This is a genomic window from Maribacter cobaltidurans (assembly GCF_002269385.1).
GTDB classification, from domain to species: domain Bacteria; phylum Bacteroidota; class Bacteroidia; order Flavobacteriales; family Flavobacteriaceae; genus Maribacter; species Maribacter cobaltidurans.
The window spans coordinates 4,563,746-4,577,610 of the sequence record NZ_CP022957.1 but is presented as its reverse complement, the minus strand read 5'-3'; the positions used below and the strand labels follow the sequence as shown (position 1 = coordinate 4,577,610).

The following is a 13,865-nucleotide window of genomic DNA, read 5'->3' as shown; positions in this document are numbered from 1 at the left end:
GTTGCGAAAATGTTATTTAAAATCTATTATTTTGTGAAATTCACAGAATAATTGGCCTTATTGGAGTGTAAATTGAAAAAATTTAAATCAAAACCATTTTCTCGTAAACAACCCAGTCAGTGTTTTTGGACTTACCGTAATGATGAAACGTATCTTTTCCCCATAATCCGGTTGTGAAATTTCCCACCCATTATTGGAATACAATGGGAAATAAAGTTCAAAATAATCGGTAACTAAATTTAGCCGTACGCCAGAGTCGTAAACAAATTTTTCTTTAAACCCGTTATTTTTCACCAAACCGGCATCGCCATACAATTCTATCCACTTCCAAAGGTTGAAGCTTGTGTTAACGGTGGCCATCCAATTATCAGAAAATCTGTAGCGTTCATCCAAAAAGGATTTGAACCCTCCTTCTGCTATAATAATTTGCTGGCTATATATGCCACTATCTTCTGAACGACCCAAATAACCATAGTCAAACAGATAGTCAGTTGGACGGTCCAGCGCAAAACTAAAAAAATTGGAATCGGTATTATTACTCAAAAATTTACCGGCAAAGAATCTAAAATTAAACTGCCTATTATTTTCGAACAATTTTCTGTATTCGTATTCAAAAGAAAGTTTACTGAATTTTCCAGCCAATTGAAAGTCCAAAAACCACGATTTATAATCTAGAATATTATTGTCCCTGTTGAGATATCTTGCATTGAATACACTATAGTCGGGATTTTCCGGATCGTTGGCCAAATCACTAAGGCTTTCATCAAAATCCCTTAAAATATTTACAAACCTAAAAGACAATACCTGCCTTTTGTTGGAAATTAAGTTCTCCGGGCGCCATCCAAAGCTTAAAGCAGGGGTAATTGATGAATATCTGGAATTTACATTAAAGTGGGATGTTGAGCCTCCTAGTGAATAATTGGCCACGTAAAGACCACTTTTGCTCAAATATTTACGGTAGGTAAATTTTCCATAGCCAACGAATGCTTTTTCCCTGAAGGAATAGGAGGGGGCAAAGTCATAAACGAAGGGGCGCTCCAACAAAGTTTTGTTATAAAGTCTCATTCCGGGAACCCATCCGTCGTATATATTAAAATTTAAAACCGGCACATAGAAAACCTGATTATAATAGGGGTTTTCGGAATCCTTGAAAAATGAGAACTTCAATTTTTTGTTACTGGACAAGAAGCCTTTAAGGGACTTCCAGTTATCCCTTTGGTTGAATTCCGGTATGATTTGATCATAATTTAGGACCAATCGATCTTCTTGATTGTTGGGCACCGTAAATGTTTCCAAGGTTTTAATATCCTTAAACCAATATTTTGAAACCAAGGAATCATTTTTAAGTCCGAACATACTTATGGGTACATTGGTTCCTTCCTTATTTTTTATGGTAACCTTTAGGGAATCTTCGGTTTTATCCACTTTTTTTATCTTAAAGTCTATCTTACGATCCGTTGATACATATTCACTGAAAAACCAATTTATGTCCTTTTCCGTGGAACGTTTAAGAATGGACTCAAAATCCAGAACCTTAACTTTGTTTAGCTGGTAATATTTGAAAAAAGTCTTAATACTCTCATCCACCTTTTCCTTTCCAATATAATCGGCTAAATAGGCCAAACCTAGACCAGCCTTGTACTTATTGGCGATTTTTTGGTTAAATTTTATCAAGGAATCGTTTGGTGTGGTAAGTGCCTGATCTAAATTTTTCCTAGCGGTTAAATTGTACAAAAAAGGATACTGTTCATTAAAACCCATTTTTGCCAGATTAAAACTTCTTAACCCCCAAATACGTGATAAATTTCCCAACAATTTTTGATTGGGATAAAACTCCTCAACATAGCCTATCATAAGGTAATTGGCAATAGCACTGTTCAGCCATTGTTCTTTTCTAGGGTCCAAAAACATGGTTTCCCTAAGGATACTGTTTAAGGCCGTTTTCAAGAATTTCATTTCAAATTGAAACTGTTGTTCATAAGGGCGAATGAATGAAGGCAATTGATTTATACCGTACAGCGGATTTTTATTGTAGTCCATTTCACTGACCAATAATTTGTCGTGCGGATACTCACCTAAATTCCTTTCGATATAATCGGTAATTCTGTTAATTGAAATTCCTTGGGCAATAGGGTCATATCTTGGTGCAGAAATATCAGTCACCACCTTCATATGTGGAGTAATATGTGTGGTAAAAAGATTTTGAACACTTAAGATTATTTCAGCACTTTTTTGATTCTCAGCAATTAACTCCACTTGCTGGCTGCTACTCGTTTCCGTTTTTTTATTTTCCTTAAAGTTGGAACTTAAAAATAGGCCTTTGGGGTAGGTGAAGTCAATCGAAGTTTTAGTGATATTGGTATAGAGATCTTCTAAATTCTTATTTGAATAGAGATGCCACTTTCCATCGTAGACGGCCGGAGTAAGATACCAATCCTTTAGGTAATAATTGCCCTTGTTGTCGTAACCGTAGTCCGTGTATTTATTTGGTGGAAGCTTGACCTTGTAAGTAATAATAAGCTTGACCGTTTTTCTTGGTAATAGAGGCTTGTTCAACCGAAATTTTATGATGTCATCATCCTGTGTACGTTCCCATTCCAAACCTTCATACTGTCCATCGACTGCACTTATTATGGTCGTGTAACCTCGCTCATTTTTTTTTGCCAAATGAAGGCTTTTCTTGAATTCTTGGGCGAATCTTTTGGCCAGCCCCGTGTTTTTATTCGAATAGGCATGCGCCCAATCGTTAAAATAGATAATCCCAAGGTTATAGTTGGAGTCGTTGTAGTAATTGAACTCTTGCTTTATGTCCAATTCCTTGGTAAAATCATTTAGTCTTACAGTAAGATTGGTTTCGTATTGGGCCAATCCTCCCCAGCTCACCAACAAATATAGTAAGGCAAGGAGTGACTTCTTAAACTGCAAGTGACCTTTCAATTTGAATTTTAAAAATTAGGACTTAAGGTATGGCCTTTATAGAATGCATCTATTATTTCCACTACCTCATTTTCGGTATCCACTATTTTAATCAGATCTAAATCTTCTGAGCTAATGTTGCCAAAGGATAGCATTGTGTTTTTAACCCAATCAAATAAACCGTTCCAAAAGTCGCTACCTACAAGGATGATAGGGAATTTACCAATTTTATTGGTTTGTATCAGTGTGATAGCTTCAAACAATTCATCCAAGGTTCCGAATCCACCCGGCATGACTACAAACCCCTGGGAATACTTCACAAACATGACTTTTCTTACAAAGAAATAGTCAAAATCCAAGCTTTTGTCCTCATCGATATAAGGATTGTCATGCTGCTCAAAAGGAAGTTCTATATTGAGGCCCACAGAAGTGCCCCCTGCCAAATTTGCGCCTCTGTTACCAGCTTCCATAATACCTGGCCCACCTCCGGTAATTACGCCATAACCAGCTTCCGCTATTTTTTTGGAGACATTTACGGCAAGCTCATAGTATTTATTGCCTTCCTTGGTCCTTGCAGAACCAAAAATGGAAACACATGGGCCTATTTTGCTCATTTTTTCGAATCCGTTCACAAATTCGCCCATGATTTTAAAAAGGGCCCAAGAATCGTTTGTCTTAATTTCGTTCCACCCTTTGTGGTGTTTTTCGTTTCTCATTTGTATCCTTTATATTTTTAATTCTTTTCTCAAAAACTCTGCCGTATAACTGTCTTCAACCTCACAAATTTCTTCCGGGGTTCCGGTAGCAATCAACTTGCCACCTGATCGACCACCTTCATATCCTATATCAATAACGTGGTCTACCATTTTTATTACATCCAAGTTATGTTCAATAACCAAAACCGTATTCCCTTTATTCACCAGCTTGTTCAATACTTCCATAAGTACCCTTATATCCTCAAAATGCAAACCTGTTGTTGGTTCGTCCAAAATATAAAAGGTATTTCCCGTATCCCTTTTGGATAGTTCAGTGGCCAATTTAATTCTTTGTGCTTCACCACCAGAAAGTGTTGTTGATTGCTGACCCAAGGAAATATACCCCAATCCCACATTTTGAATGGTTTTTAGCTTTCTATGTATTTTGGGTATGGCCTCAAAAAAATCCACTGCCTCGTTGATGGTCATTTCCAATACATCGGAAATGGATTTACCCTTGTATCGTATCTCTAGTGTTTCCCTATTAAATCGCTTACCATTACAGGTTTCACATTCTACATAGACATCAGGCAGAAAATTCATTTCAATTACCCTTAACCCTCCACCTTGGCAAGTTTCGCATCTTCCTCCTTTCACATTAAAACTGAATCTACCCGGTTTATAGCCTCGTATGGACGCTTCGGGAGTTTTGGTGAACAACGACCGAATCTCACTGAATACCCCAGTGTAGGTGGCCGGATTGGAGCGCGGTGTTCTGCCAATTGGAGATTGGTTGATGTCGATTACCTTATCTATATGCTCAAGGCCCGTAATTTTTTTATAAGGCATTGGTTTTTTAACACCATTGAAATAATGGGCGTTCATGATAGGATAGAGGGTTTCGTTGATTAAGGTGGATTTACCACTTCCGGATACTCCAGTAACCCCTATCATTTTCCCTAATGGAAATTCAACCTTAATATTTTTTAAATTATTTCCTGTGCAACCAGAAAGAACTATCTTTTTACCATTTCCCGTTCTCCGCTTTTTAGGAACTTTTATTTCTTTTACTCCGGTAATGTAGTCCGCAGTAAGTGTATGATGATTTTTAAGGTCTTCTGGCGTTCCCTGGGAAATTATTTCCCCTCCATGCTTACCTGCCTTTGGTCCTATATCAATAACGTGGTCTGCACGCTCGATCATGTCCCTATCATGCTCCACAACAATAACGGAGTTACCAATGTCCCTCAAGGACTCCAAGGACTTAATAAGACGGGAATTGTCCCTTTGGTGCAAGCCGATGCTAGGTTCGTCCAAAATGTAAAGTACACCTACCAATTGAGAGCCTATCTGGGTCGCTAAGCGGATTCTTTGTGCCTCACCGCCAGATAATGATTTTGAGCTACGGTTCAGGGAAAGGTAATCCAGGCCTACATCTAAAAGAAAGCGAATTCTGGTGCGAATTTCCTTGATGATCTCCTCCGCAATCTTCAATTGGTTCCCTTCGAGGGTCTTTTCAAGACCTTCAAAAAAATTGGCCAACTCGGCAATATCCATATTGGCCAATTCTGCAATATTCCTGTCATCAATTTTAAAATATAGTGATTCCTTTTTGAGACGGGTTCCTTCACAGGAGGGACATTTTATTTTATCCATGTATTCCCTGGCCCATCGCTTTATGGATGTTGATTCCGCTTGGTCATACTGGCTTTTGATAAAATTGGAAATTCCTTCGTAATCAATTTTATATGTTCTTTTTACGCCCAATGATTTGGAATCTACCTCAAAACTTTCATTTCCCCCGTTCAGGAGAATTTCAATGGCCTCTGTTGGTAATTTATTGATTGGGTCCGTGAGCTCAAATCCATATCGCTGTGCGATGGTCTCAATCTGTTTAAAAGCCCATGATTTCTTATAATCCCCCAATGGCGCTATACCTCCGTTTTTTATGGAGAGTTTTTTGTTGGGGAATATTTTGTCCTCATTGACTTCATAAACATGGCCCAAACCGCTACAATTGGGGCACATTCCCTTTGGGGAGTTAAAGGAAAATGTATTAGGTTCCGGGGTGGGGTAGGAGATACCTGTGGTTGGGCACATAAGGTCTCTACTAAAATATCTTGGAACATCAGAACCTTCCTCAAGTACCATCAAAACATTATCACCGCTATACATGGCAGTATTGATGGTTTCTGCCAGTCGCTTATGCAACTCCTCGCTTTCCTGAACTTTTAGTCTGTCAATAACTATTTCAATATCATGGGTCTTGTATCGATCGACCTTCATGCCCTTGACAATGTCCCTTATCTCACCATCTACCCGAACCTTTACGAATCCCTGCTTGGCAATTTGCTCGAACAGTTCCCTGTAATGTCCTTTTCTCGATTTTATAATCGGAGCCAGAACATTAATTTTCTTATCCTTATAAGTATCGATAATCAAATTCCTGATTTGTTCATCACTGTAGCTTACCATTTTTTCTCCTGTATTATAGCTATGCGCATCGGCCGCACGGGCAAAAAGCAATCTAAGGAAATCGTAAACTTCCGTGATGGTACCAACGGTAGATCTAGGAGATTTTGAGGTAGTCTTTTGTTCTATGGCAATTACAGGGGATAATCCATCTATTTTATCTACATCCGGTCTTTCCAATCCACCCAAAAACTGACGGGCATACGCGGAAAATGTCTCTATGTATCTACGCTGTCCTTCGGCATAAATCGTGTCAAAGGCCAAGGATGATTTACCACTACCGGAAAGACCCGTTATCACGACAAGTTTCTCCCTTGGAATAGTTACATCTATATTTTTCAGATTATGGACGCGCGCTCCTTTTACCTCAATATTTTCTTCGTAATTGATCATAGCATTTGGCAAAGGTGCAAAATTACGATTTTGATCTCGAAACAAGTACCTGCCTTCCCTTATATTTGGATTAATGTGACTCGATGTCCTAATTGGGTAAAATTGAAAAATCCCTAATGACAAACTTATGGGTTAGCTTTATCCAAATGCTATCTATTTAGGCTTTTGAAGCCTTTATCATATTTAGGACCCTTCTCCAAAAGACCGTGCTACTTATATGTAAATTGTCACCTTGCAGAATACTCTCCGTATCCAAATTTAAATCTACTGCCCTGTCCTTAAAGGTGTCCTTCAATTCGTCCTTTTCGGAAAGCAAGGCCATGCTCCACTGTGGAAAAAAGCGATTGGAATTTATTTTACGGGTAAGAATTTCCAGATCATAGTGCCTTGGGTCTTTTTTAATTTTTTCATAGATATACAGCACATTGGATTTAGGCCCTTCCAACAATTGAAAGAAATTGTTATTTTGACAAACAAGGCAGCCCGTAATGTTGTGTTCTTGATTTCTTGGTTCTGCCTCCTCAATAATATCCTCGATATCGGAAAGTTGAATACCATCGGACATGGTAGATTTATAGGTCAGTTCATATACTAAATCATCCGAGGAAAGTGAGTTTTTAAATTTACTGGGCAAAAGTCCAAACCTTTCTGAAAATGTCTTTGAGAAATAGCTTCTACTGGAAAACCCAATTTTATAACAAACTTCAGATATATTTAAATCCGTATGCTGCAATAGTTCTTTTCCCTTTTCCAGGCGTAAATGTGTTATGAAATTACCTAGGCTTTCCCCAAATAGATGCCTAAAACCGGCTTGAAGTTTTTTTGGCGATAACCCAAAAGTTTTGGATAGATGGTCTATATTAAGGGATTGATCTATATTTTCTGCAATATATTCAGCAACCTCGGATATCTTCAGAATTTCGCTATTGGTTAGAGGAAACCCTATTTGGGCCTCTTCTTTGGCAGCATCATGGTGCTCTACTTGTGAAGCAAGGGTATTTATTACCGCTCCCTCCACCAAAAGTTTTCCAACGGCATCCGTACGATTATTATCAATCAATATCTTGGCATATTTGGATGTCACTGGACTGATCTCGCCATAATAACTAAAGGGGTTATCTTTTTGAATAAAAGAAGTAATATCATCCAGTGCAGATTCCAAAATTGTCCTTCTTTTGGAGTTGGAAGGTTTTGTCACACTCTTTACGAAAATAGCACTTAGCCTTAAATGAACATTTGCCGGAAAGGTGACAATATTAGGGGATTTTGGGGCACTTGAATATATTACATTTTGTCTGGGGTAAATTTTAGTGTAATCTTCTTGATTTTCAAATTTGTGAAAAAAATGCCCTTTAATACAATACAGAAAATAGATTATGGAGGGGTCCTGCTCCATTTTGGTTAGCTTAAATTCCTCATTGAAGGTTATATCATAGATTCTTACATTGAGGCCTTCCAAAACATTGTATGTGGTTACATGGCCCTTGCCCAAATCATTATTAAGGGTCAATATTGCAGAATCTTGGAATTCCTTGAAATCTGCATTCAAGCTTAAGGCCAATTTTCTTAATTGATCGAAAGGATGTTCAAAATTTATATAGAGCATGTTAGTGTCAAAAAGTACTGTTAAGTAAAGACCTAAAAATAAAATTATTTTTTAATATTTTTCTGTTTAATAAGTCTTAAGTACTGATATAGTTAACTTAGCGGGGATTTACACCCTTTTAGTTTAGCGCAATCCCATATACGCAAGGTTAAGAATGCATAACGATGATTTACCAAAAAAATCCCGATTGCGTTAAAGAATTTTAAAATTGAATAGAAAAAGTGTTCAGATGCTGGATGTAAACCAAGTATTAATTTTCAAACCTATTGAGCCTCCTTCGCAAAGACAATACTTCTTCTTGTAAGTGGGTAATCTGCTCCAGTAGATGATGGATGGCCTGCAGTCCCTGGGGATTAATTTCCAATTCTTGATTGAGGCGTACCATTTTTTCCAGTTTTGGGAGTTCGGTTGTTCTTATGACCTCCTTTTCATCCGTTATTTCAATTGAAAGTAACTCAAACTCCTCAAGTTGATGCACCAACGAAACGTCTATGTTGTAATGAGTACAAAATTCTTCGATAGATATGTAGGTGGATTGTTCCATGATTTCTTATTTGAGATCGGTTTTTTCCAGTTCCATGAAAAGGCTTTTTTGCTTTTCCGTAATTTTTGTGGGTATTTTAGGGCTATAGGTGATATATAAATCTCCAAATCCATCTTTTTTATATACAGGAAATCCTTTGCCCTTGAGTTTAACCGTAGTGCCATTTTGTGTGCCAGGTTTTACATTTAATTTTACTTTTCCCGTTAGGGTTTCTACTACAATTTCTCCTCCCAATACCGCCGTGGTCAAAGGAATTTCAATGGTTTTATAAAGATTGGCACCTTCCCTTTTAAAGGAAGTATCGTTTAAAATAGAAAAGGTGATGTATAGGTCACCATGGGGTCCTCCGTTAACGCCTTCACCGCCATACCCTTTTATTTTGATCGTTTGTCCGTCTTCTATACCCGCGGGTATGGTTATTCTTATATTCTTTCCGTTTACCGTTAGGGTTCTCTTATGCGTCTCCTTGACTTCCGAAAGGTTTAGTCGAAGTTCTGCATTAAAATCTTGCCCCCTGAACTTTGCCCTGCCCTGTTGTCTTTCAAATCTACCTCCGCCTCCAAACATAGATTCAAAGAAATCTGAAAAATCCCCGTCTTGCCCACTTGAGTAGGTATATTCATTGTAACCTCCACCTGATGGTCTGCTTTGCCTTTGGGATTTAGTTTTCTCAAACTCCTCCGCATGTTGCCAATCTTTTCCGTATTGGTCGTATTTTTTTCTTTTCTCGGGATCACTTAAAACCTCGTGGGCCTCATTGATTTTTTTAAATTTTTCTTCGGCTTCGGTATTATTAGGGTTTAAATCTGGATGATGTTTTCTAGCCAGTTTTCTATAGGCCGACTTTATTTCCTTTTCGGTCGCAGATTTGTCAATTCCTAAAACTTTATAATAATCTATAAAATCCATTGTTCTATATCTTCCAGAAGTTTTGGCTGAAATTACTTAAAAGCCTTCTATTTAACTAACTCTAACCATATCATTTTTAAGTGAAGTACACAAAGAACATAGTACTTATTGTTGCTACGAAATGGTGAGTATTAAAGTTAACGACTCATAGCTGACTCCTTAGTTGAACACTAAAAACTCAAGAATTCAACGGAATAGTTTTGCTTTACCAAAAGGTGGATTATCATTCCTCTCCTACATGTGTCTTATAGAATTTCCAGGCTTCCTGCGCTACGTCCCTTCCCAGTTTTAATCCGGCAATGTTATCCGATTGAATATGATATCCACCCAAAACTCTGGAAATTCCAGCCATTTCGGCTGTTTCAGTGAAAGTAGGGAAATCCAGTAAAATGGTATCGCCCATATAATCCGGTTCCGTCATTGCACCTGCAACGAGTTCGGCAGTGGAACCAAATTCATCGTTTCCTGTCCATAATCTCAAAGCTTCGGCACATCCTCCACTTATTGTGCTATGACCTGATACATAACTGGGGAATGGAGGGCACAGAAATGTTTCAGGGGAATACGGTCTCCATTGTCCACCATTCATCTCTATCATGCCCTTTCCTTCGCCTCCCCATGCTTTTATTTTCTGGTCGTCATAATATTCATGAACCAATGCATATGGTCTAGCATAATCATAGAACATTTTGGAATCCCATGAAGCAATGAAGGCGTCCATGGCAACAACTTGATTATAAAAATACATTTTCACGTCTTGATCTAGGGTATGGTTGTCCCTTTCTGAAACATCCTGCGCAAATTTTAGCCAGTGGCCTGCCTGTTGTACTGACTGAGGCCCATCGCGCATAAATTCCACTAGAGCTTTTTGATAGTCCGTTAGATTTGCCTGTAACTCAATCACCTCTTTAACTTCTTCCTCTAATTGCTTTGAACCAATCATAGGTGGTGGTCCCGGTCTAAATTGATCTCCTGATGTCAAGGAAACGGGAGTTACCTTGTCCCAATAGGGAGTAAGACATTCTGGAGCATAAGTTCCACCTTTTCCATCTGAAAAATATTTTGGCTGCCAACGATTTGGGTCCACACTTTTGTCTGCTGAATTGATGGGTTCATAACCTACATAATTGTAATAAGCTTTTCCATTAGACCCCTCTTCTTCGCCATATTGATTGGAACCATCTCCTTTCCTTGCTTCAATTACAGCCTTTGCCGCAAGGTTGCCAATTCCAATAGGTGTATTTGGGTCTAGACTTTCATCATTAGGATCTAAGCCCATTTCAACCATAAAATCCTCGAACATTTCCTTGTCCGAAAAATAATACTCGTTCATTGCCCTTAACGCGGCATAGCTAATGGCTATTTCCTTGTTTCTTAATGTTTGTTCGTCTGCAGGCCTTCTTTCAACATTTTCAAGATAAACGGGCGTTGCCTTTTCATCGTATCTTGACCACGCATCAAAGACTGACACGAATATCAACCCTAAATATCTTGAAGTAATCGTAGGTCTAGGTTTGAAACGCTCGGTGTCGTTCGCGGTTGCCTTAAGTGCCATTTTCCCCCATTTGTAGGCAACATTTTCCGTTCCCGTGGGTTCCTTGGTTTCTGGTCTGTCAGCCTTATTAGCATTTTTACATCCAAGGAAAGAAAATACAATTAGAAGAATTAGATACGTTTTGTTCCTTGTTATTCTTTTGATTTTTAGAAACATTGAATTCAAGATTTATGGTTAAAAGTATTAGTATTTTTTAGATCGGTTGCATAATTTGTTTGGGTGATTTTGAGAGCTTGGATAGCATTGCACCAACCTACTCGGAAATGCTTTTCGTTTTAAAGGGGTTCATATGGCAATAAAGAATAAAAGAATAACTTTTCAGTTCTTTTGGGAGCGAATCAAATCCGAACCGAGAAACCAGATTTAAACCCTTTTCCGAAATTTTCAGTAAAGTTTTAGGTAGTTCAATTCGTACCTCAATTTGAGTAAAATTTGAATTTTCGACTATGCCAATCACTAGTTTTTCATTTATCAGATATATGTTTAACCAAAAAGAATACTATGGAAACATTTAGAAAATTTTTAGAAACAAGCCTGGACATATTATTTTAAAGATGCTTTTGCTATTTCAAATTTACAAATTTTTTGTATTTGACTTGCACAGTATTTGGGCATCGTCTAAGGTATAGGAGCACTTGGGTTTGGCACATTGTTGAGTGATACTTTTTATTCATGAATATTAGCCGTAACCGAAGCCAATAGGTTTCTTGAAATATTTTTCCTATTCACCTCAAGAATTCCCATATGGTCTACTAGATTTTACAAAAAAAAACACTGCCATGGGTTTTGAATCCTGGCAGTGTTTAATGAAACTAACTAACTCAAACAACTTATTTTAATCTAATAACCAGGATTTTGGTAAGTAGATTTTACCTCATCAGATCCTTCCATCGAGTCTAATTGACCTTGCGGAATAGGACGTAAATAATGATAAGGCTCAATAGTTCTTTCAACCGTTTGCGGTGTGTGTTCACCGTAATTAGGTCCGGCTATCCTATAGCTTCCTGCCAGCTCTTCCCATTTTTGGGTACGAACTAAATCATACCAACGGTAACCTTCTCCAAAGTACTCCCTTGAACGTTCCGCCAATATAAAGTTGATGTCAATAGTAGCAGGTGTTTGTGCTACAAGTGCATCACTATTATCCTCTATCCTTTCTTCCTGTTCACCATTGTCGAAACGCCATTTTCCGGCTCTGGACCTAATTACGTTCATCAAATCCCTAGCACTCTTGCCACTTTGAGTTGCGGCCCCTTTAACAGCAGCCTCGGCAGCAATAAAATAAAACTCAGAGAATTTTGCAATTGGAAATGGGCGTGTGAGACCGGCATTTGGTGAGCCAAGGCCTCCGTCGTTATCTGTTCTATAGGTTCCCAATTTCCACAAACCTGGATATACGATTCTGCTAACTGCACCAGGTTCGATAACAAAATCGGCCCTTCCTGGAAGTACTCCAGCTCCAACGTTGCTTTCACCGGCACCATCTGGATACACGACAGCCGGATTGTTTTCGTCCAAGAAACTCAGGATAGCGTCGCCCGGCTCAACAGGTAAGTCATTGGCATTTGGATAACTAGGGGTGTCATCGCCTGCTTTGTCCCAATTTCCACGATAAGTAGTAGCAAAGGTACCATCGTATCGAGAATCCAAATCTTTTTCTTCAAAAGTTTCTTCAAGCACATTGATTGTGGGTGCCATTCTGGTCCAAGGACGTCCGTAGGTTTGGGCTGCTTCCCTTTGTACGGTACTGGCTCCAGAACTTCTAATATTGGTATAGTTCCAAGTAACCATCCAAACAGAGGCATTATCTTCTGCACCTGAGATACCCCATCCAAGATCCGCACCATTATAAATAGCACTTTCCTCTGTATGGTCCGCATATAAAAGCATTTCCGCATGTCTATCGTTGGGTGCCCAATGTACGTCGTAGAAATGTTCTAAGAGTGTGTAAGGCCCTGGATTATCAATTGCTGATGCTGCAATATCGTAGGCTTGTTGGAAATAATAAGAGGCATCACGACCATCCGGGTCCGTTCTCGGTGCCTCGGGATATGTTGGTATACCGTTCGGATTTTGTAACCACCAAGCATATGTTAAATAGGCTTTTGATAAGTATAAACGGGCAACATTTTTCGTTACTGTACCTGGAAGTCTTGGTGTTTCAGGTAAATTCTCGATTGCGGTCAATAGGTCAGGAAAAATGGCTTTGGTATACACCTCTGGAACAGTGTTACGTACAGAACTTCTGTTAGTTGAAGTATTAAACTTTAATTCCCCAGCGCCCAAATCCAAAGGTACACCTCCATAGGTTTGAACCAAAAGAAAGTAATCGAACGCCCTAAAAAATCTTGCCTCCGAAACTAGTGATTCGTTAATGCCAACAGCTTCGGCATTCTCAATGATTCCGCTTGCCGTGTTGATAGCGCCAAAACAGCTAAACCAAGGTCCAGCAGATGGTGCATTTTGTGAGGTAATGGAACCTACGCCGGATAAGTCCATGTCCTTAAAGTTTCCATCTGCACTTTGAGCCCAAGTATATTCATCGGTTCCGGTTTCCGTGGAATTATAGAAGTTCCATGCACCGTAGAGAAAACGTAGATGTCCGTATAGTGCCGTTATTCCTCCCTGTACCCCAAGCTCTGTAGAGAAAAAATCAGGAGTAAAGACACTCCTTGGTTCCTCTTCCAAAATTTCCTTGGTACAAGAAGCTAGAAACAATGCTACTGATAATATCCCAGTAACGATTAGCCTTGTTTTAAGTTTTTTCATAATCAA

General features: G+C 38.7%; 8 protein-coding genes. All 8 read right to left on the bottom strand.

What is annotated here, in order from left to right; genetic code table 11:
* Positions 1–87 precede the first annotated feature (87 nt).
* A complete protein-coding gene (locus tag CJ263_RS20565; protein ID WP_233726872.1) occupies positions 88–2,925 on the bottom strand; it encodes a gluzincin family metallopeptidase in 2,838 nt (945 codons plus the stop codon).
* 20 nt (positions 2,926–2,945) lie between these two features.
* Positions 2,946–3,632: an LOG family protein gene (locus tag CJ263_RS20560; RefSeq protein ID WP_094998984.1), complete on the bottom strand. Its 687-nt coding sequence runs from the start codon at positions 3,630–3,632 to the stop codon at positions 2,946–2,948.
* A gap of 9 nt (positions 3,633–3,641) precedes the next feature.
* Positions 3,642–6,476: an excinuclease ABC subunit UvrA gene (uvrA, locus tag CJ263_RS20555; protein WP_094998983.1), complete on the bottom strand. Its 2,835-nt coding sequence runs from the start codon at positions 6,474–6,476 to the stop codon at positions 3,642–3,644.
* 157 nt (positions 6,477–6,633) lie between these two features.
* A complete protein-coding gene (locus CJ263_RS20550; RefSeq protein WP_094998982.1) occupies positions 6,634–8,082 on the bottom strand; it encodes a BLUF domain-containing protein in 1,449 nt (482 codons plus the stop codon).
* 250 nt (positions 8,083–8,332) lie between these two features.
* Positions 8,333–8,626: a chaperone modulator CbpM gene (locus CJ263_RS20545; protein ID WP_094998981.1), complete on the bottom strand. Its 294-nt coding sequence runs from the start codon at positions 8,624–8,626 to the stop codon at positions 8,333–8,335.
* 6 nt (positions 8,627–8,632) lie between these two features.
* Positions 8,633–9,535, bottom strand: a complete 903-nt coding sequence (locus tag CJ263_RS20540) for a DnaJ C-terminal domain-containing protein (protein WP_094998980.1) — start codon at positions 9,533–9,535, stop codon at positions 8,633–8,635.
* Between the two features lie 223 nt (positions 9,536–9,758).
* Positions 9,759–11,246 (bottom strand): vanadium-dependent haloperoxidase, encoded by a 1,488-nt coding sequence (locus tag CJ263_RS20535; RefSeq protein WP_094998979.1) that lies wholly within the window; start codon positions 11,244–11,246, stop codon positions 9,759–9,761.
* Between the two features lie 684 nt (positions 11,247–11,930).
* Positions 11,931–13,859 (bottom strand): RagB/SusD family nutrient uptake outer membrane protein, encoded by a 1,929-nt coding sequence (locus CJ263_RS20525; RefSeq protein ID WP_094998977.1) that lies wholly within the window; start codon positions 13,857–13,859, stop codon positions 11,931–11,933.
* Positions 13,860–13,865: the final 6 nt, after the last annotated feature.

Excerpts from the sequence above, each read along its gene's own strand:
- CJ263_RS20525 (WP_094998977.1), bottom strand. The coding sequence starts at position 13,859 with ATGAAAAAACTTAAAACAAGGCTAATCGTTACTGGGATATTATCAGTA.
- CJ263_RS20540 (WP_094998980.1), bottom strand. The coding sequence starts at position 9,535 with ATGGATTTTATAGATTATTATAAAGTTTTAGGAATTGACAAATCTGCG.
- CJ263_RS20535 (WP_094998979.1), bottom strand. The coding sequence starts at position 11,246 with ATGTTTCTAAAAATCAAAAGAATAACAAGGAACAAAACGTATCTAATT.
- uvrA (WP_094998983.1), bottom strand. The coding sequence starts at position 6,476 with ATGATCAATTACGAAGAAAATATTGAGGTAAAAGGAGCGCGCGTCCAT.
- CJ263_RS20560 (WP_094998984.1), bottom strand. The coding sequence starts at position 3,632 with ATGAGAAACGAAAAACACCACAAAGGGTGGAACGAAATTAAGACAAAC.
- CJ263_RS20550 (WP_094998982.1), bottom strand. The coding sequence starts at position 8,082 with ATGCTCTATATAAATTTTGAACATCCTTTCGATCAATTAAGAAAATTG.
- CJ263_RS20545 (WP_094998981.1), bottom strand. The coding sequence starts at position 8,626 with ATGGAACAATCCACCTACATATCTATCGAAGAATTTTGTACTCATTAC.